Origin of the sequence: Dactylosporangium sp. NPDC051484 (assembly GCF_040689395.1) — a bacterium.
Taxonomy (GTDB): Bacteria; Actinomycetota; Actinomycetes; order Mycobacteriales; family Micromonosporaceae; genus Dactylosporangium.
Genome location: NZ_JBFAZX010000008.1, coordinates 1 through 23,653 on the forward strand (window position 1 = coordinate 1; position 23,653 = coordinate 23,653).

The following is a 23,653-nucleotide window of genomic DNA, read 5'->3' on the forward strand; positions in this document are numbered from 1 at the left end:
GCTGCTGGCGGACGAGTATCGGCGCAACCGGACCACGGGCGGGTTCATCATCATCGACGAGTCCACCAACCGCACGGTCGGCGCCGGCATGATCATCGAGGCTGGCTGACGCTCGGGTTACGACGGCTGGCGCGGCGGGGGAACCGGCCGCGCCACCGAGATGCGGGCCACCCGGCGGCCCTCCACGGTGTTCACCCGCAGGTTCCAGCCGTCGTGGCGCACGTTGTCGCCCACCTTGGGCAGCTTGCCCAGCCGCGCCATCAGGAAGCCCGCCACCGTCTCATAGGGGCCGGTCGGCAGCGTCAGGCCGGTGCGCTCGGCGAGGTCGGCCAGGTTGAGCCGGCCATCGACCTCGTGGCTGCCCTCGTCCACCCGAGGCGGGGCGGGCGGCGCGTCGTACTCGTCGTGGATCTCCCCGACGAGCTCCTCGATCAGGTCCTCCAGCGTCACGATGCCGGCCGTGCCACCGTACTCGTCGACGACGACCGCCAGTTGGTGGCGCTCGCGGCGCATCTCGGACAGGGCGGCGAGCACGCGCTTGCTGGCCGGCAGCCGCTTGACCTCGCGGGTGAGGTGGCGCAGCGTGACCGTCGGGTCGACCGCGGGCAGCAGGGTCAGGTCGCGCACGTGGACGAAGCCGAGGACGTCGTCCGGGTCGCCGTCGATGACCGGGAAGCGGGAGTGCGTTGCCCGGCGTACTGCTTGAATGGAATCGGCGACCGTGAGCGACGCGTCGAGGAAGACCACCTCGGTGCGCGGCACCATCACCTCGCGGACGTGCCCGGTGCCGGAGTTCACCGTGATGAGGGTGCGCAGCTGCGCCTCGGATATGCGTGGCGGGGGCGGGGTAGCGTGAAGACGCTCCGCCCAGCGGTTCAACAGGGCGGCCACAGCCTGCCGTATGGTTCCGGGGCCAGTTTGATGGCCGGGCTCCGGCATAGCACAAAGTGTAGGCGTCCCGCTCCCGGTCGTTCACGCGCGAAGTGCGAATTTGTTGGAATGCGTCGAGTTTTGGAGGTTGCTGTGAAGCTGCTCGTCACCGGGGGTGCCGGGTACATCGGCAGCGTCGTCACCGCGCTGCTGCTGGACGCCGGGCACGAGGTGGTGGTGCTTGACGATCTCTCCACCGGGCACGCCGAGGCCGTGCCCGAGGGCGCGCGCTTCGTGCGCGGCCGGGTGCACGACGCGATCGGCGACCTGTTGACGCCGTCGGCCGGGTTCGACGGCGTGCTGCACCTGGCGGCCTTCATCGCGGCCGGCGAGAGCGTGCAGCGGCCGGAGAAGTACTGGGACAACAACGCGACCGCCACGCTGCGGCTGCTCGACGCGATGCACGCGGCCGGGGTGCGCCGCCTGGTGTTCTCGTCCACCGCCAACGTGTACGGCGACCCCGACGTGGTGCCGATCCCGGAGACGGCCGCGGTGCGCCCGCCCAACCCGTACGCGACCTCGAAGCTCGCCGCCGATCACGCGCTCACCGGCTTCGCCGTGGCGCACGGATTCTCCGCGGTGAGTCTGCGGTACTTCAACGTCGCCGGCGCCCTGCGCCGCCCCGACGGCTCGCTGATCGGCGAGCGCCACGACCCGGAGACGCACCTGATCCCGATCGCCCTGCAGGTGGCCGCGGGCCGCCGTGAGAAGCTGCAGATCTTCGGCGACGACTACGACACCCCCGACGGCACGAACATCCGCGACTACATCCACGTCGCCGACCTGGGCGCGGCCCACCTGAAGGCGCTGCGGACGATGGACGACCCGGGCTCCCTGGCAAGCCACCGGATCTTCAATCTGGGCAACGGCACCGGCTTCTCCAACCGCCAGGTCGTCGAGGTGGTGCGCCAGGTCACCGGCCACCCGATCCCGGTCGAGACGGCCCCGCGCCGCCCGGGTGATCCGGCCCGGCTGGTCGCGTCGTCGGACAAGGCGAAGCGCGACCTCGGGTGGACGCCGCAGTTCCCGGACCTGACGACGATGGTCGCCGACGCCTGGTCCTTCATGAACCGCTGACCGGCTACTGGGCTTGTTCCCCCGGTCAGTTCCCCCCGGTCAGTTCGGCAGCACGATGGCGGACAGGGTGGCCTCCCGCCAGGCGTGGGCGTCGGTGGAGACCTGTGTGGGATCGCCCAGGGACGCGTAGCCGTTGCCGACGGGGACGATGGCGCCGCCCGGGCCGGCGACGGCGCCGAAGTGCTCGCCGTCGTTGCTCTCCAGGACGATCGTCTCGGCGTCGGCCTGGAACCACAGCAGCACCGAGCGGTCGGGGCGGACCAGCGCACCGAAGGGGCGGTTTTCCAGCGTCTTCAGCGATGCCGGGAGCTCGATCGGGGTGCGCACCTCGCGCCAGTTCGCGCCGCCGTCCGAGGTGCGGAAGAAGCGGACGGCGTGGCTGTATCGCACGAAGGCCCACGCGTTGCGCCCGTCCAGGGTCGTCACGGTCGGCACGTCGATGCCGGGCGGGGCGTCCAGCGTGCTCGCGGTCCAGTGCTGGCCCTGGTCGACGCTCACGCTCACGGCCGGCGCCCCGGTGTGCAGGTCAGCGCCGGCGACCCACCACCCGGTCCCGGCCGGCAGCCCGTTGAGCACGGTGCGGCGGGCCAGCGGCGGCTGGCCGACGAGGCTCAGCGAGCCGTCGGTCCCGCGCACGCCGAACAGGTCGCCGTACTGCGCCAGCTGCACCGCCAGGTCGCCGCCGCCGAGCGCAAGGCGCTCGCTGGGCCCGATCACCGGCGAGCCGGTCTGCGCGGGCAGCGGGGCCTGGGCGTCACCGGTGAGCCGGAACTGCAGGCAGGAGCGCGACCCGCCGCTGACCTCGCCGCTGAGCATGTAGGTGCCAGTCGCGATGCGGGTCAGCTGGACGTTGCTGATCTTGTCCAGCGGGCTCTCGCGCAGCGCGTCGAGCACATATGGCGTCCGTCGCTCGGTGGTGCCGCCCAGCCTGGTGACCTGCAGGCTGCATCGGTGCGCCTGCGACACCTCGACGCAGACGTCGACGGCGGCGACCAGGTCCGGCAGGTCGCCCGCGGCGGCGAGCGGCGTGATCGTGGACGGAAAGCGGCCGGCGGTCGCCGCGGTGGAAATGCTCGGCGTGACCGTCGGCCCCGGGTCGTACGCCCCGCTGAGGTCGGGGTTGGGGCCCAGCACGGCGGGGGCCGGCCGGTGGGCCGGCCGGCCGAAGATGCCGGCGAGCGCGACCGGCGCGAGGACGCCGAGCGTGCCCAGCAGCGCGCCGAGCACGGCCAGCCGGTCGCGCATGCGAACCCGGCCGGCGCGCTGGTAGAGCATGCTGAAGTCGGGGACCCAGGTGGCCGCCTCGATCTGCGTGCGGAGCGTGTGGAAGTCCAGCTCAGGGCGCATCTCGCACCTCTTGCGGCTGGATGGCCCGCGCTACGGTCGGCTGCGGCGGCCGCCGGCGCGCTGAGTCCTCTCTGGCCGGCGAACCCACCTCGACGTCGCTGAGCAGGGTGGCGAGCATCGCGCGGCCGCGGGACAGGCGCGCCTTGACCGTGCCGACCGGCACGCCGAGCGCCTCGGCGACCTCGTGCACGGACATGTCCGCCAGGTGGTGCAGCACGATCGTCTCCCGTGTCGCCTGCGACAGCTGCTGCAGGGCGGCGACCAGGGCGACCCGGTTGGGGTCGACGCCCGGCACGCTCTCCACCGGCCGTGCGACCCGGCCGCTGCGCACCAGTGTGTCGAACAGGCGCCGCCGCCGCCAGCGGGTGCGTGCGAGGTTCATGGCGACGGTGCGCAGCCACGCCTCCGGGTCGGCGACGTCGAGGAACTGCCGGGGCCGGGCGAGGGCCCGCGCATACGCCTCCTGGACGAGATCCTGCGCCTCCGCGTGATCGCCGGTCAGCGCGTAGAGCGCGGCCACGAGACGGCGGTAGTGCGCCTGGTACGCGTCGCGTACGGCCTCGCGGGCCTCCAGCTCGTCGCCCACACGCCACCTCCCTCGTCCGCCACCCGTCTCGCTAACCAGACAGACGTCTGTGTGGAGCTTCCGGTTGCGCCTGACAGAATGGCGGGCATGTCGTCTCCCGCCAGGCCGCGGGTCCTCTCCGGGATCCAACCCACCGCCGACTCGTTCCATTTGGGCAACTATCTCGGTGCCCTGCGCAACTGGGTGGCGATGCAGGAGACCCATGACGCGTTCTACTGCGTCGTCGACCTCCACGCGATCACCGCGGGTCACGATCCGGAGCTGCTGCGTAAGCGCACTCGGGTGGGCGCGGCCCAGCTGCTCGCCGTGGGCCTCGACCCGGAGCGGTGCACGCTGTTCGTGCAGAGCCACGCGCCCGAGCACGCCCAGCTCGCCTGGGTGATGAACTGCCTGACCGGCTTCGGTGAGGCCAGCCGGATGACGCAGTTCAAGGACAAGTCGGCCAAGCAGGGCGCCGACCGCGCCAGCGTCGGGCTGTTCACCTACCCGATCCTGCAGGCCGCGGACATCCTGCTGTATCACGCGGACGCCGTGCCGGTCGGCGAGGACCAGCGCCAGCACCTTGAGCTGACCCGCGACCTCGCGCAGCGGTTCAACACCACGTTCGGCCCGACGTTCACCGTCCCGGTGCCGTACATCATCAAGGACACCGCCAAGATCACCGACCTGCAGGAGCCGACGGCGAAGATGTCGAAGTCGGCGTCGACCGCCAACGGCCTGGTCGAGCTGCTGGAGGAGCCGGCGCGGATCGCCAAGAAGATCAAGTCGGCGGTCACCGACACCGGCCGCGAGATCATCTTCGATCAGACGAACAAGCCCGGCGTGTCCAACCTGCTCACGATCTACGCCGCGCTGACCGGCCGGACGGTCGACGAGCTGGTCGAGGCGTATGCCGGGAGGGGCTACGGCGACCTGAAGAAGGACCTCGCCGAGGTCGTGGTCGAGTTCGTCAAGCCGATCCAGCAGCGCACCAATTCCTACCTCGACGACCCGTCCCAGCTGGACAAGCTGCTCGCGGTCGGCGCCGAGAAGGCGCGCGCGGTGGCCGCGCCGACGCTGAAGTCGGTGTATGACCGCATCGGCTTCCTCGCCCCCGGCGCTGCCGCGCACTGAGGTGGACAAGAGCACCATCGGAGTCGCGATCGACCTCCCGCAGCCGTGGGGCGGCGAGCTCACCGCCGCCCGGCTGGCCGCCGGTGACCGGGTCGCGGAGTATGTGCCGGCTCACGTCACCCTGCTCGGCCCGACCGAGGTCGACGCCGCGGACCTGCCCGGGATCGACCGGCACCTGGGCGACGTCGCCCGGGCGCACCGGGCGTTCACCGTGCGGCTGCGCGGCACCGGCACGTTCCGGCCGGTCACCCAGGTGGTGTTCGTCGCGGTCGCGGCCGGCATCAGCGAGTGCGAGCAGCTGCACGAGGCCGTGCTCGCGGCGCACGCGATCCGCGACCCCGCCCGCAGCACGGCGCGGTTTCCCTTTCACCCGCACGTGACGGTGGCCCACGACGTGCCGTCCGCGCAGCTCGACGCTGTGTTCGCCGACCTGGCCGGCTACGAGGCGTCGTTCGCGGTCGGCGGGTTCACGCTCTTCGAGCACGATGACGGGGGCCGGTGGCGTCCCTATGCGCAGTACCGCCTCGCGACGGACGATTGAGGGGTGAGCACCCTCGACCGGCTGGAGGCCGGTTTCGACCGCGTGGTGGCCGCCGCCCGGCACCGATCGCGGGGGTTCGACCATGTCTGGCGGGCGCAGCAGCGGTATTTCGAAGTCGACGCCGTCCGCCTGGCCGCCGCGACGGCCTATTACGGCTTCTTCGCCGTGTTCGCCATGGTGGTCGTGCTGTTCTTCGTCCTCGGCCGGGTGCTGGGTGGCAACAAGCTCGTCGTCGAGCGGGTGCAGGTCTATCTGCAGACCAACCTGCCCCAGCTGCACTCCGACGAGATCTTCGCCGGCAGCCAGCAGATCGGCCTGCTCGCGCTGGCCGGCCTGGTCTTCGCCGGCGTCGGCTGGGTGGAGAACGTGCGCTCGTCGCAGCGGGCCCTGTGGCAGCTGCAGCAGCACCCGGGCAACGCCGTCGTGCGCTGGCTCGTCGACCTCGCCGTTCTGGTCACGCTTGGCCTGCTGCTGCTGATCTCGATCGGCATCTTCGCCGGGATGCAGGAGCTGCTGTACTGGCTGGCCGGCGACGCCAGGCAGGACCCGGTTCGGGTCGCCCTGCGCGCCTTCTCCACGCTGCTGTCCGGCGTGGTCGACGTGTTCCTCGGCGCGGCCCTGCTGGTCGGGGTGCCCCGGCTGCGCATGTCGCTGCGGCGCCTGTGGCCCTCGGCGTTGCTGTTCGCCGTCGGGCTGGGCCTGCTCAAGACGGTGGGGAAGTGGTACATCACCCGCGCCGAGCACAACCCGGCCTACCAGCTGGTCGCCGGCACGATCGGGCTGCTGCTGTACATGTACCTGCTGCACCAGCTGCTGCTGTTCGCCGCGGCGCTGGCCGCGACCAGCCCGTACGGCCGGGTCGTCGACCTGGCCAGCGGCCGGCTGCGGACCGAGGTGCGGGCGGCGGAGACGACGGAGGGGGCGGGGGAGATCGCCGCGCACGTCACACCCTCCGGCGGTTCGGCGGGTGCCGAGCGCCCGAAACCGTCATGATGGGCGCCGTGGGTGCACTCGTGACTTTGGACCTGCCGGCCGACGCGCCGGCGCTGACCCTGCCGTGGATCATCACCTTCGGCCCGATGAACGACGAGGAGGAGTGGGAGCCGGTCGTGTGCGGCCCCTACGAGCGCGCGCACGCGCTCGCGCTCGCGGAGGCCGTGGTGGCCGACGAGGAGCTGATGGCGGTCGTGGAGCCGCTACAGCCGCACGTGACCGTCGCGCAGATCCAGGGCGACATCGCCGCCTCCCGGCTGGCGGCCGAGAACGAGGACGTGGAGGCTGCGTTCGACGCGGAGCTCGCCGGGTACGACGACGACCACGACCACGACCACGATCACGGCGACCACACGCACGAGCCGCCGTCGGTCGAGGAGATCCGCGAGGGCTTCGCCCGCATCGCGGCCAAGCTGACGAACTAGGCCCGGCTTGAAACCTGGCCTGAAGCTGGCTTGAATCCGGCCTGATCTCGCCCAGCGGCTCGGCGCCAGCGGTGCGCCGGGCCGCTGAGGCCTGCCGCCACGGCGCGAGATCGACGCTACCGGCCGCAGGACGCCTTCAGGGCCGACAGGAACCATGCCCAGCGGTGTGTCGTGGCGGGGATCGGCGGCCAGCCGTTGATGGTGGCCATCAGCTGCCAGTAACGCTCCGCCCGGGGCTCGATCGCCCCCTCCAGCGCCTCGATGACCTCGTCGCGCAGCTCGGGCCCGTCCGCGCGTCCGGCCGCCTCCGACCAGCGGCCCATCACCTCGTCGACCACCGCCGCCGGGTCGGGCGCGCCGCCGTCCTGGGCCTTGCCGACCCGCTCGACGAACCAGTTGATCTGCGACATGTCGGTCGGCACGACCCACCGCGCGCCCGGCTCGAAGCTGCGCCGGCCCATCTGTCGCAGCTTGTCGCGGAAGTCCTCCTGCCGCAGCATCTCGGCCAGCTCGATCCAGGCGTCGACCTGCTCGTCGGTCGGCTCGTCCGGCAGGTCCGCCGACACGCTGCGCATGCCCTCGGTGAACCGCCGTGCCGCATCGCTTTCGGCGATGTCGCTGAAGATGCTGTCGAAGAACTCCCCGACGATCCGCTTCCGCTCGTCGGCGCTGGCCTGCGCGATCTTCGTCAGGCGCTCCAGGTCGGCGGGGGTGGCGTCGCGGCCGGCCACCGCGCGCAGGGCCGCACGGCGCAGCCGCAGCACCCGGATCTGCGCACCGAGCGCGTCGGCGTGCGCGGCCGCCACCCCGCGCAGGTCCGCCCCGCGGTCGAGCACCTGGCGGATCGTGGCGAGGTCGAACCCCAGCTCACGCAGGGTGCGCACGAACTCCAGCCGCACGATCGAGCCGTGGTCGTAGCGCCGATAGCCGGCCCGCGACCGTTCGGCCTCGGGCACCAGTCCGACGTCGGAGTAGTACCGGATCGTCTTGACCGGCAGCCCGGTGAGGCGGGCCAGCTCGCCGATGTTCATGCCCGGATTCTGGACCCTCCAGTAAGGGGAGAGTCAACCGCCAGCTACCTTGCCCGGATGGAAGCTTTGCGCCTCACCCTCCTGTTCCTGCACCTCATCGGCTTCGCGATGCTGCTGGGCGGCTCGATCGCGCAGTACCTGACCGGCAAGCTGCGCATCAACCCGGTCATGCTGTGGGGCGCCGGCATCCAGGTGGTCACGGGCCTCGGGCTGGCGGCACCGCTGCGCGGCGGCGGCGAACACGAGCCGCCGTCGGCCAAGCTCGCCGTCAAGCTCGTGCTCGGCCTCATGATCTTCGTCATGGCGTTCTTCTCCCGTAAGCGGGACGAGGTCAACCGCGGCCACTTCCTCGCTCTGGCTGGATTGACGATCGTGAACGCCGCGGTTGCCGTGTTTTGGAAGTAACCCTCCGGCTTCCTGACGTGACTGCGGTGTACAAGGTCGGTCCCAGAAGGCGAAGCGACCCTCGACACGTCACGGCCCTGTAACGCACTCCTCCCAACCCGGCAGCGAAGGCGGGAACGGCACCATCTAGGGCGTACGCTCCCGCCGTTGGGTTCACCGCGTTGGGGCGGTGCATTGGGAAGGGAGACCGTCTTGCGCCGAGTGCGTGGGATGAAGGTTCTCGCGGCCGCCTCGGTGGCGTTCGTCGCGTTGGGCAGCGTCGCCGCTTGCGGTGGCGACAAGGGCAGCACGGGCAGCGGCAGCAGCGCGGCACCCGAGAAGAAGCACCTCAAGGTGGGCCTCGCCTTCGACATCGGCGGCCGGGGCGACAAGTCCTTCAACGACTCCGCCGCCGCGGGCCTGGACCGGGTCAAGAGCGACATGAACGTCGAGGTCAAGGACCTGGCGGCGGTCGCCAACGAGAGCGAGAACGACAAGTACTCGCGCCTGAAGCTGCTCTGCGACGCCGGCTACAACCCGGTCATCGCCGTCGGCTTCGCCTACGACGGCGCCGACGCCAAGAACGGCCCGCTCGCCCGCGCGGCCAAGGACTGCCCGACCACCAGGTTCGCGATCGTCGACGGCGGCACCCAGGCCGACAACGTCGCGGCCCTCACGTTCGCCGAGGAGCAGGGCTCCTACCTGGTCGGCGTCGCCGCGGCCCTGAAGTCCAAGACCGGCACGGTCGGCTTCATCGGCGGCTGCCAGGTCGACCTGATCAAGAAGTTCGAGGTGGGCTTCGCGGCCGGCGCCAAGGCCATCAAGGCCGACATCAAGGTGCTGACCAACTACCTGTCGACCCCGGCCGACTCCTGCAAGGGCTTCAACGACCCGGCCGGCGGCAAGACGGCCGCCAGCGGTATGTACGACCAGGGCGCGGACATCGTCTACGCGGCGGCCGGCGGCTCCGGCACCGGCGTCTTCGAGGCCGCCAAGGACAAGAAGACCCTGGCCATCGGTGTCGACTCCGACCAGTACAACACCGTCACCGACGACTCGCTGAAGCCGGTCATCATGACCTCGATGCTCAAGCGCGTCGACAACGCGGTGTTCAACTTCGTCAAGGACTACGCGGCCAACAACTTCAAGGCCGGCGGAACGGTCTTCGACCTCAAGACCGACGGCGTTGGTTACGCCACGTCCGGTGGTCAGGTCGACGACATCAAGGACAAGCTCGACGCGGCCAAGGCCGACATCGTGTCGGGCAAGGTCACCGTACCGAGCAAGTAAAGAATCCACCGAGTCGACGTAGACATCGGGTGTGCGGCGGGGGACTGTGATCCAGTCCCCCGCCATTCATCTTGTTAGAGGAGCCTGGATGACCGCGGACCCACCCGCCGTCGTACTGAAGGGGATCACCAAGAGGTTCCCCGGCGTTGTGGCCAACTCCGACGTCAACCTCACCGTGCGCAAGGGCACGATCCACGCGATCGTCGGTGAGAACGGTGCCGGCAAGTCGACCCTGATGAAGATCTTGTACGGCATGCAGCCACCGGACGAGGGCGAGATCGTCATCGACGGGCGGCCGGTTCGGTTCTCTTCGCCGCAGGGCGCGATCGAGGCGGGCATCGGCATGGTGCACCAGCACTTCATGCTCGCCGACAACTTCACGGTCACCGAGAACGTCGTGCTCGGTGCCGAGAAGCTGCACGGAATCGGGGCGGGGGCAAAAGCCAAGATCGCAGAGATTTCCCAGCGGTACGGCCTGGGCGTGCGCCCGGACGAGCTGGTGGAGAACCTCGGCGTCGGCGACCGGCAGCGCGTGGAGATCCTCAAGGTCCTCTACCGTGGCGCCCGGATTCTGATCCTGGACGAGCCGACGGCGGTGCTCGTCCCGCAGGAGGTCGAAGAGCTCTTCGGTAACCTGCGCGAGCTCATCCGCGAGGGCCTGACCGTCCTGTTCATCTCGCACAAGCTGGACGAGGTCCGCATGGTGGCCGACGACATCACGGTCATCCGCCGTGGCACCACGGTCGCCTCGGTCAAGCCGGCCGACGTGACCGCCCGCCAGCTGGCCACGCTCATGGTCGGCAGCGAGCTGCCCAGCCCGGAGGCACGCGAGTCGACCGTCACCGACGAGCCCGCGCTGGTCGTCGAGGGGCTCACCGTCCTCGGCGCGGAGGGGCGCCCGGTCGTCGACAACGCGACCTTCACGATCCACCGCGGCGAGGTCGTCGGTATCGCCGGCGTCGAGGGCAACGGCCAGGCCGAGATCGCGGAGGCGATCCTCGGCATGCGCCCCGCGACCGGCACGATCCGGCTCGGCGGCGAGGACGTCTCCGCCTGGCCGACCCGGCGCCGCCGCGAGGCTGGCATCGGCTACGTGCCGGAGGACCGCCACCGCCAGGGCCTGCTGCTGGACGCGCCGCTGTGGGAGAACCGGATCCTCGGTCACCAGACCGAGCGGCCCAACGCCCGCGGGTTCCTCATCGACGTCGGCGGGGCGCGCCGCGACACGCAGCGCATCGTCGAGGAGTACGACGTGCGCACCCCGAGCATCGACGTCGCCGCCGTGGCGCTCTCCGGCGGCAACCAGCAGAAGCTGATCGTCGGCCGGGAGATGAGCCACCAGCCGAAGGTGCTCATCGCCGCGCACCCGACCCGCGGGGTCGACGTCGGCGCCCAGGCCGCGATCTGGGACCACATCCGTAACGCCCGCATCGCCGGCATGGGCGTACTGCTGATCTCGGCCGATCTCGACGAGCTCATCGGGCTGTCCGACTCCCTCAAGGTCATCTACGGCGGCCGGCTCGTGGCCGACGCCGACCCGGCGACCGTCACCCCCGAACAGCTGGGCGTCGCCATGACCGGCGCCACGACCGAGGAGGCCTCGGAGTGAGCGCAGGATCCGCCGCGCCGCCCGCTTTCTGGCGGCGCATCGACCCGGCCAAGCTGGTGCCCCAGCTCGCCGCCCCGGTCGCCGCGCTGCTGCTGGCCGCCGTGATCTCGTCCATCGCGCTGATCATCACGGACAAGGACCCGCTCCAGGCCTTCTCCGACATGTACACGTTCGGCATCAAGCCGGACTCGCAGGTGGAGATTCTGAACAAGGCCAGCGAGTACTACATCGCCGCCGTCGCGGTCGCCATCGGCTTCAAGATGGGCCTGTTCAACATCGGCGTCGAGGGCCAGTCCAAGATCGGCGCCTTCATGGCCGGCGCGCTGGCCAGCGCGTCCTTCATGAGCTGGATGCCCGGCGCGTTGCGCATCGCGCTGATCATGGTCGTGGCCATGCTGGTCGGCGCGGCCTGGGCCTCCATCGCCGCGTTGCTCAAGACCCGGCGGGGCGTCAGCGAGGTCATCTCGACGCTGATGCTCAACGTGATCGGCGCCCAGGTGGTGACCTGGCTGCTCAACGACCACTGGGGCGTGCAGGCGCCGGGCGCGCAGATCAAGACCACCGGCATCCTGCCGGAAGAGTCGTGGATGCCCGGCCTGCCGATCGTCTCCGGCACCGACCAGAAGGTGCTCGGCTTCCTGGTCGTCGCGGTGATCCTCGGCGTGGCGTACTGGTTCGCCATCAACCGCACCCGCTTCGGCTTCGACCTGCGGGCCACCGGCTACAACCCGTTCGCGGCCACGGCCAGCGGCGTCAACGCCAAGAAGATGGTCATCACCGCGATGCTGGTCTCCGGCGGGATCGCCGGCCTGGTCAACCTGCCTCGCATGCTCGGCGAGACGCACACCTACACCGAGGGCTTCGGCGGCATCGGATTCACCGGCATCGCGGTCGCCCTGCTCGGCCGCAACCACCCGGTCGGCATGGCGCTCGGCGCGATCCTGTGGGGCTTCCTGGCCCGCTCGCAGCTGATCCTCGACCTCGACGGCATCCCGAAGGAGATCGTGCTGATCATGCAGGGCGTCGCGGTCCTGTCCGTGGTCATCGCCTACGAGCTCGCCGCCCGCATCGGCCGCCGTGCCCAGCAGCGGCGGGTCGGCGCCGCCACCGCGGCCCCGGCCGGCTCGGCCCCGCTGGCCCCGGCTATCACCGAGGAGTCGAAGTGAGCACCGACGCCATGCTCTCCACCGCCGCGGCGGTGACGGCGGCGCCGAAGCGACGCCGGATGGGCACCTCCCGGATCCTGCTCATCATCGCCGGCACGCTCGTCGGCCTGTCGCTGGTGCACCTGCTCACCGGCGCCGACGACGTCACCTCGCAGGGTGCCGTCCAGGCCGCGCTGCAGGCGGCGATCCCGATCGGGCTGGCCGGGCTCGGCGGCCTGTGGGCGGAGCGGGCCGGCGTGGTCAACATCGGCCTTGAGGGGCAGATGGTCCTGGGCACCTGGTTCGGGGCCTGGGGCAGCCTGCAGTACGGGCCGTGGGTCGGGCTGCTCATCGGTATCGCCGGCGGCGCCGTGGGCGGGCTCATCCACGCGCTCGCGACCGTCACCTTCGGCGTCGACCACATCGTCTCCGGCGTGGCGATGACGATCCTGGCGCCGGGCATCACGAGGTACCTTTCGTTCATCACGTGGGGCAGCGGCGGGGCCACCCAGTCGCCGGCGCTGAAGCCCGACCAGACCGTGCCGCGGGTCTCGGTGCCGTTCGTGAACCGGCTGGAGGGGCTGGAGAAGCACCACTGGTTCCTGATCAGCGACCTCGCGGGGGTGCTGCGCGGCCTGCTGGTCCAGGTCTCGCTGGTGACGATCCTCGCGGTACTGCTGATCGTGCTCACCTGGGTGGTGCTCTGGCGCAGCCCGTTCGGCCTGCGCGTGCGCTCCGTCGGCGAGGATCCGCGGGCCGCCGAGAGCCTCGGCATCAACGTGTACAAGTACAAGTACTACGGCGTGATCATCTCGGGCGCGATGGCCGGCCTGGGCGGCGTGTACCTGTCCACGGTCAGCGCGGTGATCTTCCGCGAGGGTCAGACCGGCGGCCGCGGCTACATCGGCCTCGCCGCGATGATCTTCGGCAACTGGCGACCGGGCGGCCTGGCGCTGGGCGCCTCGCTCTTCGGCTACACCGACGCGCTGCAGCTGCGCCGGGGCTCGGAGTCGGTGCACGCGCTGCTGATCCTGGTCGGTGCGCTGCTGCTGGCGCTGGCCGTGTGGGAGCTGCGGCGGCGCAACAACATCGTCGCGATCGCCTCGGCGGTGCTGGGCATCCTGTCGTACGTCATCTTCTTCGCCGTCGACAAGATCCCCACGGCACTGGTGCAGGCCGCGCCGTACATCACCGTGCTGGTGGTGCTCGCCCTCGCCGCCCAGCGGTTGCGGATGCCCGCCGCCGCCGGCAAGCGCTATCGCCGCGGCGGATGACGCCGAGAAGCAGAATGGAACCGTGAATTCTCAACAGACGGTGAACGTGGACTGGGCCGCGCTGCGCAGCGCGGCCATCACCGCCATGGGCCGGGCCTATGCGCCGTACTCGAAGTTCCCCGTCGGCGCCGCCGCCCTCGTCGACGACGGCCGGGTCGTGGTCGGCTGCAACGTCGAGAACGCCTCATACGGGCTCGGGCTGTGCGCGGAGTGCGGGCTGGTGTCCAGCCTGCAGATCACCGGCGGTGGCCGGCTGGTCGCGCTGGCCTGCGTGGACGCCGACGGCCGGCCGCTCATGCCGTGCGGCCGTTGCCGGCAGTTGCTGTGGGAGCACGGGGGCGCTGGGCTGCTGATCGACCACCAGAGCGGCCCGCTGCCGATGTCGGCGCTGCTGCCGTACGCGTTCGACGACGCAGACCTGGAGCGAGTGTCGGATCGGGACCGGGCGCCGGCGGTACCAGCGGCGCTGGCGCTGAAGGTCGGCAGCGGCACGGTCTTCGTCCACCCCGACATCGCCGGTGGCCGGCAGGTCTGGACGTCGTACTGGGAGCGCTCGTCCGGCTCCGGCGACGACGAGCCGGCGGGCATCCTCGAGGAGGGCCCCACTTTCGCCGCGGCCGCGGAGGCGGTCGAATGGGGGCGGATCCGCACCCCGCGGGTCGTGGTCGTGGACGCGCAGGGCACCGCGAGCTGGGCCGGGGACACCCCGCGTCCGGCCGGCATCGAACAGGACTGGAGCAGCCGATGAGCTTCGCGGCCGTGGACGTCATCCGCGCCAAGCGCGACCGGGGCGTGCTGAGCGACGAGCAGATCGACTGGGTGGTCGCCGCCTACACCCGCGGCGAGGTCGCCGACGAGCAGATGTCGGCCCTGGCGATGGCGATCCTGCTCAACGGCATGACCCCGGGGGAGATCGCCCGCTGGACCGCGGCGATGATCGCCTCCGGTGAGCGGCTGGACCTGTCCAGGGTCGGGCGCCCGACCGTCGACAAGCACTCCACCGGCGGCGTCGGCGACAAGATCACGCTGCCGCTCACGCCGCTCGTGGCAGCCTGTGGTGCCGCCGTCCCGCAGCTGTCCGGCCGCGGCCTCGGCCACACCGGCGGGACGCTGGACAAGCTCGAGTCGATCCCCAACTTCGGCACCAAGCTGTCCAACGAGGAGTTCGTCGAGCAGCTGCGCACCGTCGGCGCGGCCATCTGCGCCGCCGGCGAGGGTCTGGCCCCGGCCGACCGCAAGCTCTACGCGCTGCGCGACGTCACCGGCACCGTCGAGGCCATCCCGCTCATCGCGAGCTCGATCATGAGCAAGAAGATCGCCGAGGGCACCTCCGCGCTCATCCTCGACGTCAAGTTCGGCTCGGGCGCGTTCATGCGGGACGTCGCCGACGCCCGCGAGCTGGCCCGCACCATGGTCGAGCTGGGCAAAGCGCACGGGGTGACCACGGTCGCGCTGCTCACCGACATGGAGGTACCGCTCGGCCGGGCCGTCGGGCACTCGGTCGAGGTCGAGGAGTCCCTGGCGGTGCTCGCCGGCGGCGGCCCGCGGGACGTCGTCGCGCTCACCCTGGCACTGGCGCGGGAGATGCTCGACGCCGTCGGCCTCGGCGACGTCGACCCGCTCGACGCGATCGCCGACGGCCGGGCCATGGACTCGTGGCGGGCGCTCGTGCGCGCGCAGGGCGGCGACCCGGACGCGCCGTTGCCGGTCGCGAACGAGGTCGAGACGGTCACCGCGGACGCGGACGGGTTCGTGGCCACCATGGACGCCTACGCGGTCGGCGTGGCCGCCTGGCGCCTCGGCGCGGGCCGCGCCCGCAAGGAGGATCCGGTCAGCGCCTCGGCCGGCATCCTGCTGCACCGCAAGCCCGGCCAGGCGGTCCGGGCCGGCGACGTGCTCATGGAGCTGCGCGCCGAGGACGCCGCGAAGCTTCCGGCCGCCCTGGAGGTTGCCCGCGGCGCGGTGACCCTCGCCGAGAAGCCCCCGGCCAAGCGACCCTTGGTCCTCGACCGCATCTCCTGATGCACGGACCGCCCGAACGGCCGGTTATTGTGCGCGGGTGAGCGACACGGCGCCGGATCCCCAGCGGGTGCGGGAGGCGAGCCTCGAGGAGCTGCACCGCCTGCGGCTCCCTCTGCCCCCGCCCGACTTTCCCCTGGTCTGGGAGCCGGGGGACCAGGTCGAACTGCGCCCCGGGGGTGAGATCGAGGCGCGGGCCGCCTGCCTCAACGTGGTGCTGGCCCGCGCGCTCGGCATGCCGCCCGAGCTCGCACTGCAGTGGCTGGCCGAGTCGCGGCTGGTCGACCGGCTGACCCCGCCGGAGTGGCAGTTCGTCGCCGACGGCGCGGGCGACGAGCACTCGTTCGCGCTGCACATGGAGGCCCTGTTCGCCCTGGCGTGGCTGCTGGGCATCGCGATGGACCTCGACCCGCTGCTGGGCTGTGCCGCGGCCGGCCTCATGGAACGGTTGCCCAACCTGGCGCACGGCGAGAGCTTCGACGCCTGGCGCCGGCGCACCCTGGCCGCCCCGCGCTCGGCGATCGCCGCCGCGGAGCAGCTCGACCTGTACTACTGCCTGGACTGGTCGATCCTGGAGGCCGAGCGGCGCCGGTTGCCGCTGCCGGGCCAGGCCGACTCGAACACGGTGGGGCAGCGCCGGTGGGCGTTGGAGTGGGCGGTGGTCTTCACCGGCCCGTACCACGGCGCGGCGCCCAACTGGGAAGAGGTGGACCTCTCCACCTGATCCACCTGACGCCGTGTCACGGGCGCGGTCGCCAGACCGTCAGGTCCACGTCGAGCGTGGCCGGAATCGGTTCGGGCATGCCGCCCAGCGCCGCGGCGATCGCGGCCGGGTCGGAGTGCCACGCGCTCGGGCCCATGCCCACCAGCGCGTGTGCGTCGGCCCGCGACAGGGAGAGTGACGCGCGCACCCGTCGCTCGGTCTCGGGTACGAACCATTCGTCAAGACTCTTGTGCAGTCGCTCCCGCTTCGCGGGGTCGACCCGGATCAGGCCGAGGGCGTCGACCAGCTCGCCCAGGTGCCCGGCGCCGGGCGTGGCCACGACGAGGGCGCCGCCCGGGCTTAGCACCCGGGCGAACTCCGCGCCCGAGCGCGGGGCGAAGACGTCGAGGACCACCGCGGCGGACCGGTCGGCGACCGGCAGGCCCTGCCAGATGTCGGCGCGGACCGCCCCGATTCGCTCGCCGGCGCGGGCGGCGCGCTTGAGCGCGGCCTTCGAGGTGTCGACGGCGAGGCCGACGCTGCCGGTGTCGCGGATCGAGCGCGCCAGGTAGTGGGCGGTGCCGGCGCCGACCTCGACCACCAGCCCGGCGCCCTCCTGTGCGACCGCGTCCGCGACCGCCGCGGTCAGCGCCTCGAAATGGCCGGCCGCGAGCAGCGCCGTCCGGGCCGCGACCATATCCGCCGTGTCCCCGGTGTGCGCGGGGCGGCCGGCGGTGAGATCGGCGTACCCCTGACGCGCGATGTCGAACGAGTGCCCCTGTGCGCACCGCAGCGCCCGTTGCGCCGATGCGAGCGGCGCGCGGCAGACCGGACAGCGCAGATGAGTGATGACGACGGGGTGCACACCACTAGTGTCGTTCCATGGCCGCATCCACTCCTTCCACGGGCCCCTCCCTCGACGAGATCCGTCGCGCGCCCAAGGCTCTGCTCCACGATCACCTCGACGGCGGGCTGCGCCCCGCCACGATCCTCGAACTCGCCGCCGCGATCGGTCACGACCTGCCGGCCGCCACGCCCGAGGGACTGGGGGAGTGGTTCGTGGCCGCGGCGGACTCGGGGTCGCTGGAGCGGTACCTGACCACGTTCGCGCACACGGTCGCGGTGATGCAGACGGCGGACGCGCTGCACCGGGTCGCGCGGGAGTGCGCGCTCGACCTGGCGGCGGACGGGGTGGTGTACGCCGAGGTCCGCTTCGCCCCGGAGCAGCACCTGGAGCGCGGCCTGGCCCTGCCCGAGGTGGTCGAGGCGGTGCTGGAAGGCTTCCGGGCCGGCTCGGCCGAGGCGGCGGCGCTCGGCAATCCGATCCGCGTCGGCACGTTGCTCACAGCGATGCGCCACGCCGCGCGCTCGATGGAGATCGCCGAGTTGTCGGTCCGCTACCGCGACGCCGGCGTGGTGGGCTTCGACATCGCAGGAGCCGAGGCCGGATTCCCGCCCACCCGGCACCTGGACGCGTTCGAGTACCTCCAACGCGAGAACTCACATTTCACCATCCACGCCGGCGAGGCGTTCGGCCTGCCGTCGATCTGGCAGGCCATCCAGTGGTGCGGCGCGGACCGGCTCGGGCACGGCGTGCGCATCGTCGACGACATCGGGCCGGGCAACGCTCTCGGCCGCCTCGCCGCATACGTGCGGGACAAGCGGATCCCGCTCGAGCTCTGCCCGTCCTCCAACGTGCAGACCGGCGCCGCCGCCTCGATCCGGGAGCACCCGATCGGGCTGTTGCGTGATCTGCGCTTCCGGGTCACGGTGAACACCGACAACCGGCTGATGAGCGGGACGAGCATGTCCCGGGAGATGGCTCTGCTGGTTGAGGCGTTCGGGTATGGATGGGCGGAGCTTCAGTGGTTCACGGTGAATGCCATGAAGAGCGCCTTCATCCCGTTCGACGAACGCCTCGCATTGATCAACGACGTCATCAAACCGGCGTACGCCAAGTTGGCGTGATGTCCTGAATTGTCGCCTGCGATCATCTGGGTGTATCGGGTAAATCGCCCAGCGTAGGCGGATCATCGGCATAAATACGAGCTATTTGGACATTTATTTCAACATTGCACATAAGGTTCAGCGGGTGACCTGGACTTTCTTCTTGGCACGGGACATGGTGGAATCTCGGAGGTCCGGCCCAGTAGGGTCGGCCGGTCGCGGGTGCCTGCTGTTCCATAAGGCGCCGGTTCGGAGGGCGGTGAAGTGAGCAAACGGCCATCGACACGGGAGCCGGACTCGACGCGTCTGCGTTTCCCGATCGGCCGGCTCCGGGACCTGCCGATCTGGTCGAAACTCGGCCTGATCATGATCGTTCCTATCATCGCGACGATCGCGGTCGGCACGGGCGGTCTCGTCGGCAACATCGGTGAGGCGAGTGCAGCCGACAATGCGCGCACCCTTTCCGGTGTGTCCGCCCAGGCCTCGGCCCTGGTTCACGAGCTGCAGAATGAGCGGGCCAACGCGGCCGTGCTGCTGGGCGTCATGGGTGGCTCGGCCGACGTCGAGGCCCGCTCCGCCTTCGAGCGGCAGATTCAGAAGAGCGACGACGCGAGCCGTAACTACCAGCTCACCCGGTCCGGCCTGGCCGAGCAGCCGGAGGACTTCCGCAGGCGGCTCGCCGCGATCGACGCGCAGTTGCTCGATTTGTCCGGGATGCGCAAGCAGATCGCCGACGGCGCCAAGGACATCCTGGCCAGCACCGTGTTGAGCCGCTACCGCACGCTGATCGACGATCTGCTCGGTATTCGCGACGCCTCGGCCGGTCTGTCGAACAACCCGTCGCTCGCCGCCGACATGCGCGCCGCCGCCGCGATCTCGGAGATGAAAGAGCAGGTGTCCCTCGAACGGGTGGTTGTGCTCCGGGCGCTCACCAGCACGAGGTTCACGCCGCAGCTGCGCAAGGAGTTCGATTCGTCGCTCGCCGGCTACGACCGGGCCGAGGAGCAGTTCCGCGTCAGCTCCCGGCCGTGGCACCGTGACCTGTTCGACAAGAAGATCTCCGGCTCCGACCTGCGTGAGGCCAAGAAGTTCGAGGGCGTGCTGACGCCGCTCACCAGCGAGCGGCTGCCCGAGGGCATCTTCAGCACGTCGCAGTGGGACAACGCCATGATCAACCGGGCGAACCTGCTGCGCGGCATCGAGGCCGAGTTCGACGAGCACAACGTCGAGGCCGCCACCACGCACCACAACGACCTGCAACGCCAGGTGCTCCTCACCGCCGCCATCCTGCTCGGCATTCTGCTGCTCGCGATCTTCTTCGCCTGGGTCGTGGCCCGGTCGATGGCCCGCGCGCTGCGCGAGCTGCGCCACGGCGCGCTCACGGTGGCGCAGTTCGGTCTGCCCCATGCGGTGCAGCGCCTGCGCGACCCGGCGCTGACCGCGCAGATGTCGCCGCAGCAGCTCGCCCTGCAGATCGCTGAGCCGCTGCCCATCCGCAGCCGCGACGAGTTCGGTCAGGTGGCCGAGGCGTTCAACGCCGTTCACCTGGAAGCGGTGCGCACCGCGGCCGAGCAGGCCGCCCTGCGGGCCAGCGTCGCGACGATGTTCGTCAACCTCGCCCGCCGCTCCCAGATCCTGGTCGACCGGCTCATCGGTCACCTCGACCGGCTGGAGCGCGGCGAGGAGGACCCGGACCGGCTGGCCGAGCTCTTCCAGCTCGACCACCTGGCCACCCGGATGCGCCGCAACGACGAAAACCTCCTGGTTCTCGCGGGCGCCGACTCCACACGCATCCAGCGTGAGCCGGCCCCGCTGATGGATGTGCTCCGCGCGGCGCAGTCCGAGGTCGAGCACTACACGCGCATCGAGTTCGGCATGATCGACCGGGACATCGAGATCTCGGCGCACGCGGTCAACGACATGGTTCACCTGATCGCCGAGCTGCTCGACAACGCGACGGCGTTCTCGCCGCCGGACTCGGCGGTCATCGTCGAGGCCCGCCGCGTCGGCGACCGTTCGGTGCTGCTCGTCGAGGACCACGGCATCGGCGTCTCACCCGAGCAGCTCGCCGAGCTCAACGACCGGCTCGCCAATCCGCCGATGGTCGACGTGGCCGTCTCCCGGATGATGGGCCTGGTCGTGGTCGCCCGGCTGGCGGCCCGGCATGGTGTCAAGGTCGAGCTGCGGGCTGCGCGTGAGCGCGGCACCATCGCCGACGTGACGGTTCCGGCGGGTGTACTCGTGCCGCGGGCGCTGTCCGGGCGGCCGGCTGCCGGGATGCCCACCGCCGGCATGCCCGCCGCAGGCCCCGACGACGTCGTCCAGGCACGGTCGATCCAGTCAGGCCCCGCGCCGCACTCCCCGCTTGCCCTGGAGAGCGGGCCGACGGCCGATGGTCTCGACAGCGACCTGAGTTCCTCGCAGGGCCCGGGCCCACGCTTCGGCACGCTCACCAACAGCGGCCTGTTCGGTCCCGGCGGCAGCACCGGCGAGCGGCCGACGGTCAACGGCTTCGCCAACGGCGCCACGCCGCGGCCGGCCCCGCCCGCACCCCCGTCCCGTCCGAGCCTTCCACCGACCGGTGGCTTCAATGGCTTCGGTAGCCAGGGCGGCTACGGCGGATCGAGCAACGGCTTCGGCGCCGGCAGCGGTGCGGGGCACGACCGCAACGGCGCCTCCGGCGGCGGTCGTAACCTCCCGGCCTGGTCCGACCTCACCGGCGTGGGCGACGACCCGCAGGTGTCCCGCCCGGAGCCGCCGAGCGACCTCAGCCCGCTCCCGCAGCGCCGCGCGAATGAGAACTGGCCGACCGACGGCGACATCGACGGTGAGGAGGCCGGCGGCCCGATCTCGCGGCAGCGTCCCGGCTCCCACGACGAGGCGCTCGCCGGCCCGGCCGGCCTTTCGACGCCGCCCGCGCCCGCCCAGCCGCCGGCCGCCTGGCCGCCGCCGGAGGCCGTCCCGCAACCCGAGCCCCTCGCGCCGGTCGACCTGACGGCAGAGATCCCGCAGGTCCGGCTCGACTGGGACCCGGCGCCGAACGAGAGTGATGCTCACGACTCTCGGCAGCGGTTCGTCGACGAGACGATGGAACTGCCGATCTTCCGGGAGCTCGAGTCGGCCTGGTTCACGACCAGCCTGCCGCCCCTGGAGGACCCGACGCCAGCGGCTCCCTCTCCTGTTCAGCAGCCCTCGCCGGGCCCTCGCCCGGTCGAGGTCACGTACAGCGACGCACCGTCCCAATACGTGCCGCCGCAGCGATTCGAAACCCGTAGTCCGGGTGAAGCTTCGCGAGGTTCGGCCGACCGGGCGACGAGTGGTTCGGCAGTAAACTGGCACTCTGCGGCAGACGAAGGATGGCAAGCGGCAGCAGCACTCGCCCAGGCGCAGGAATTCACGAAGACCGACATTGGTTTGCCTAAGCGCGTCCCGATGTCGCAGTTGGTTCCAGGCGGGGTTGAAAAGAACCCCGCCGTTGCGCACAAGCGGACGCCGGAGTCCGTGCGCGGTCTGCTGTCGGCGTATCACCGAGGCGTTCAGCGCGGCCGCACGCGGTCCGACGACTCGAAAACCCCGGAGCCGACTTCGGCCGGGCCTCAAAACTCGCAGGTTGGCAAGGAGCAAGAGGCATGACATCTACGCAGGATCTCGGTTGGCTGCTCGCCAACTTCGCGGACCGAGTGCCGGGGGTCGCCCATGCGGTCGCCGTCTCGGCGGACGGTCTGCTGTTGGCTGCTTCTCGTGACCTGCCCCGCGACCGCGGTGACCAGCTCGCCGCGATCGCCTCCGGTCTCGTGAGCCTGACCCAGGGCGCGTCCCGCTGCTTCGAGGGCGGGGCCGTGCTGCAGACTGTGGTCGAAATGGACAACGGCTTCCTGTTCCTCATGTCGATCTCCGACGGTTCGTCGTTCGCGGTCCTCGCGGCTCGGGCCTGCGACGTCGGTCAGGTCGGCTACGAAATGGCGTTGCTCGTGGACCGGGTCGGTGACGCGCTTACGCCGTCGCCACGGCCTGCCGCGTCGATGCTTGGCTGAAGCTGAACTAGGTGACAGAGCGATATCCCTTAGCTGTAATAAACTTATTGGCTGCTTACGAGGCCCGACGAGTGAGGAGGTGAACGGCGAACATGGCCGAACGCGATGAGCCAACGGGCGCGTTGGTAAGGCCGTACGCCGTCACCCGAGGTCGCACCCGGCCCAAGCTGGACATTGCGATCGAGGCGCTGGTCGAGACCACCGTGCGTGGCCGGGCGGCCAATAGCCGGCCGGGCAGTGCGCACGGTCAGGAGCAGCAATACATTTCCACGCTTTGCGACGGTCGCCTGCAGTCCCTCGCCGAGATCGCGGCGCGCATGCAGCTCCCGCTGGGTGTCGCCCGCGTCATCGTGGCGGACATGGCTGCCGACGGACTGGTCGCGGTGTACGAGCCGACCTCGCTCGACGAAAACGAGTCGGTGGGCACAGAACTGCTTGAGAGGGTGCTGAGTGGACTTCGGAGGCTCTGACGTGGCGCACCGCCCAGGGCGGGTCACGTCAGCGAAGATCGTCATCGCCGGAGGTTTCGGCGTAGGCAAGACCACACTGGTCGGCTCGGTATCGGAGATCACGCCGCTGACCACCGAGGCCATCATGACCTCCGCCGGTGTCGGTGTGGATGACACCCGCAATGTGCCCGGCAAGACGACGACCACGGTCGCGATGGACTTCGGTCGTATCTCGATCGACCGGGACCTGATCCTGTACCTGTTCGGCACCCCGGGCCAGACCCGTTTCTGGTTCATGTGGGACGAGCTGGTGCGCGGCGCCATCGGGGCGGTCGTGATGGTGGACACGCGGCGCCTCGCGGACTGCTTCGCCGCCATCGACTTCTTCGAGCACCGGCGACTGCCGTACCTGGTGGCCATCAACTGCTTCGACGGCGTGCAGTACCACAACGCCGACGACGTGCGCGAGGCGCTTGCGATCTCCAGCGACGTGCCCGTCGTGTCGTGCGACGCGCGCACCCGCGAGTCGACCAAGAACGTGCTCATCTCTCTGGTGGAGTACGTGCTGTCGATGCGGCGGTCCCGCGCCACCGCGCCGGCGTAACCCGCGCTCCCCAACGCAAGACACCCCTCTCAGCCGCACCGCGCACCGAGTAGCCCGCAAGGGTCGCCCGGTGCGCGTTCGCGTTGTGCGGCCATTACGCTGCGTGCCTGCCCGACCCCCGTCGGGAAGCGACCAGCCCTGTGCCGCGCTGC

The 23,653-nt window shown here is 70.8% G+C and carries 23 protein-coding genes; 18 read left to right on the forward strand and 5 right to left on the reverse strand.

The features are described 5' to 3' along the window. Window positions 1-117 precede the first annotated feature (117 nt). Window positions 118-939, reverse strand: a complete 822-nt coding sequence (locus AB0367_RS16375; RefSeq protein WP_366227133.1) for a hemolysin family protein — start codon at window positions 937-939, stop codon at window positions 118-120. Between the two features lie 60 nt (window positions 940-999). Between AB0367_RS16375 and galE the strand changes: the two genes are divergently transcribed. Then, window positions 1,000-2,007, forward strand: a complete 1,008-nt coding sequence (gene galE / locus AB0367_RS16380) for a UDP-glucose 4-epimerase GalE (RefSeq protein ID WP_366227134.1) — start codon at window positions 1,000-1,002, stop codon at window positions 2,005-2,007. A 39-nt stretch (window positions 2,008-2,046) separates the two neighbouring features. Here galE and AB0367_RS16385 read toward each other — a convergent pair whose 3' ends face one another. Together AB0367_RS16385 and AB0367_RS16390 are read right to left on the reverse strand one after the other, a co-directional pair. Continuing rightward, a complete protein-coding gene (locus tag AB0367_RS16385) occupies window positions 2,047-3,354 on the reverse strand; it encodes a sialidase family protein (RefSeq protein ID WP_366227135.1) in 1,308 nt (435 codons plus the stop codon). After that, a complete protein-coding gene (locus tag AB0367_RS16390; RefSeq protein ID WP_366227136.1) occupies window positions 3,344-3,940 on the reverse strand; it encodes a sigma-70 family RNA polymerase sigma factor in 597 nt (198 codons plus the stop codon). The genes AB0367_RS16385 and AB0367_RS16390 overlap by 11 nt, the downstream gene beginning before the upstream one ends. A gap of 87 nt (window positions 3,941-4,027) precedes the next feature. Here AB0367_RS16390 and trpS point away from each other — a divergent pair, with 87 nt between their 5' ends. Genes trpS through AB0367_RS16410 form a run of 4 tightly spaced genes read left to right on the forward strand, consistent with a single transcriptional unit; the run spans window position 4,028 to window position 7,012 of the window. Then, on the forward strand, window positions 4,028-5,053 hold the full coding sequence (trpS, locus tag AB0367_RS16395) for a tryptophan--tRNA ligase (RefSeq protein WP_366227137.1): 1,026 nt from the start codon (window positions 4,028-4,030) through the stop codon (window positions 5,051-5,053). Beyond that, complete coding sequence (locus AB0367_RS16400; RefSeq protein WP_366227138.1) at window positions 5,010-5,594, forward strand: 2'-5' RNA ligase family protein; 585 nt, start codon at window positions 5,010-5,012, stop codon at window positions 5,592-5,594. The genes trpS and AB0367_RS16400 overlap by 44 nt, the downstream gene beginning before the upstream one ends. A gap of 3 nt (window positions 5,595-5,597) precedes the next feature. Then, entirely contained in the window at window positions 5,598-6,587 is a 990-nt protein-coding gene (locus AB0367_RS16405; protein WP_366227139.1) for a YihY/virulence factor BrkB family protein, read from the forward strand. 8 nt (window positions 6,588-6,595) lie between these two features. After that, entirely contained in the window at window positions 6,596-7,012 is a 417-nt protein-coding gene (locus tag AB0367_RS16410; RefSeq protein ID WP_366227140.1) for a hypothetical protein, read from the forward strand. Window positions 7,013-7,128: 116 nt separating this feature from the next. Here the strand turns inward: AB0367_RS16410 and AB0367_RS16415 are convergent, their stop codons facing one another. Further along, entirely contained in the window at window positions 7,129-8,043 is a 915-nt protein-coding gene (locus AB0367_RS16415) for a MerR family transcriptional regulator (protein ID WP_366227141.1), read from the reverse strand. Between the two features lie 57 nt (window positions 8,044-8,100). Here AB0367_RS16415 and AB0367_RS16420 point away from each other — a divergent pair, with 57 nt between their 5' ends. The 8 genes from AB0367_RS16420 (at window position 8,101) to AB0367_RS16455 (ending at window position 16,488) form a co-directional block, all read left to right on the forward strand. Further along, on the forward strand, window positions 8,101-8,448 hold the full coding sequence (locus AB0367_RS16420; RefSeq protein WP_366227142.1) for a hypothetical protein: 348 nt from the start codon (window positions 8,101-8,103) through the stop codon (window positions 8,446-8,448). Between the two features lie 210 nt (window positions 8,449-8,658). After that, on the forward strand, window positions 8,659-9,717 hold the full coding sequence (locus tag AB0367_RS16425; RefSeq protein ID WP_366227143.1) for a BMP family ABC transporter substrate-binding protein: 1,059 nt from the start codon (window positions 8,659-8,661) through the stop codon (window positions 9,715-9,717). Window positions 9,718-9,805: 88 nt separating this feature from the next. Beyond that, the gene (locus AB0367_RS16430; protein WP_366227144.1) at window positions 9,806-11,326 is read left to right on the forward strand and encodes an ABC transporter ATP-binding protein; all 1,521 of its coding nucleotides are present in this window, start codon (window positions 9,806-9,808) and stop codon (window positions 11,324-11,326) included. After that, window positions 11,323-12,492, forward strand: coding sequence for an ABC transporter permease (locus AB0367_RS16435; protein ID WP_366227145.1), 1,170 nt, complete (start codon window positions 11,323-11,325; stop codon window positions 12,490-12,492). Before AB0367_RS16430 ends, AB0367_RS16435 begins: the two co-directional genes overlap by 4 nt. Then, entirely contained in the window at window positions 12,489-13,745 is a 1,257-nt protein-coding gene (locus tag AB0367_RS16440) for an ABC transporter permease (protein WP_366227146.1), read from the forward strand. Before AB0367_RS16435 ends, AB0367_RS16440 begins: the two co-directional genes overlap by 4 nt. A gap of 22 nt (window positions 13,746-13,767) precedes the next feature. Then, window positions 13,768-14,493: a cytidine deaminase gene (locus AB0367_RS16445; protein ID WP_366227147.1), complete on the forward strand. Its 726-nt coding sequence runs from the start codon at window positions 13,768-13,770 to the stop codon at window positions 14,491-14,493. Next, window positions 14,490-15,767, forward strand: coding sequence for a thymidine phosphorylase (locus AB0367_RS16450; protein WP_366227148.1), 1,278 nt, complete (start codon window positions 14,490-14,492; stop codon window positions 15,765-15,767). Before AB0367_RS16445 ends, AB0367_RS16450 begins: the two co-directional genes overlap by 4 nt. Before the next feature lie 37 nt (window positions 15,768-15,804). Further along, complete coding sequence (locus tag AB0367_RS16455; RefSeq protein WP_366227149.1) at window positions 15,805-16,488, forward strand: DUF4272 domain-containing protein; 684 nt, start codon at window positions 15,805-15,807, stop codon at window positions 16,486-16,488. Between the two features lie 16 nt (window positions 16,489-16,504). Here the strand turns inward: AB0367_RS16455 and AB0367_RS16460 are convergent, their stop codons facing one another. Further along, entirely contained in the window at window positions 16,505-17,332 is an 828-nt protein-coding gene (locus AB0367_RS16460; protein WP_366227150.1) for a putative RNA methyltransferase, read from the reverse strand. A 17-nt stretch (window positions 17,333-17,349) separates the two neighbouring features. On the opposite strand from AB0367_RS16460, the gene AB0367_RS16465 reads away from it, so the two are divergent. From AB0367_RS16465 to AB0367_RS16485, 5 genes are all read left to right on the forward strand, one after another. Continuing rightward, window positions 17,350-18,435 (forward strand): adenosine deaminase, encoded by a 1,086-nt coding sequence (locus AB0367_RS16465; RefSeq protein WP_366227151.1) that lies wholly within the window; start codon window positions 17,350-17,352, stop codon window positions 18,433-18,435. A 345-nt stretch (window positions 18,436-18,780) separates the two neighbouring features. After that, window positions 18,781-22,047: a nitrate- and nitrite sensing domain-containing protein gene (locus AB0367_RS16470; protein ID WP_366227152.1), complete on the forward strand. Its 3,267-nt coding sequence runs from the start codon at window positions 18,781-18,783 to the stop codon at window positions 22,045-22,047. Continuing rightward, window positions 22,044-22,448, forward strand: a complete 405-nt coding sequence (locus AB0367_RS16475; protein ID WP_366227153.1) for a roadblock/LC7 domain-containing protein — start codon at window positions 22,044-22,046, stop codon at window positions 22,446-22,448. Before AB0367_RS16470 ends, AB0367_RS16475 begins: the two co-directional genes overlap by 4 nt. A 92-nt stretch (window positions 22,449-22,540) precedes the next feature. After that, on the forward strand, window positions 22,541-22,918 hold the full coding sequence (locus AB0367_RS16480; protein ID WP_366227154.1) for a DUF742 domain-containing protein: 378 nt from the start codon (window positions 22,541-22,543) through the stop codon (window positions 22,916-22,918). Then, a complete protein-coding gene (locus tag AB0367_RS16485; RefSeq protein WP_366227155.1) occupies window positions 22,899-23,501 on the forward strand; it encodes an ATP/GTP-binding protein in 603 nt (200 codons plus the stop codon). Before AB0367_RS16480 ends, AB0367_RS16485 begins: the two co-directional genes overlap by 20 nt. Window positions 23,502-23,653: the final 152 nt, after the last annotated feature.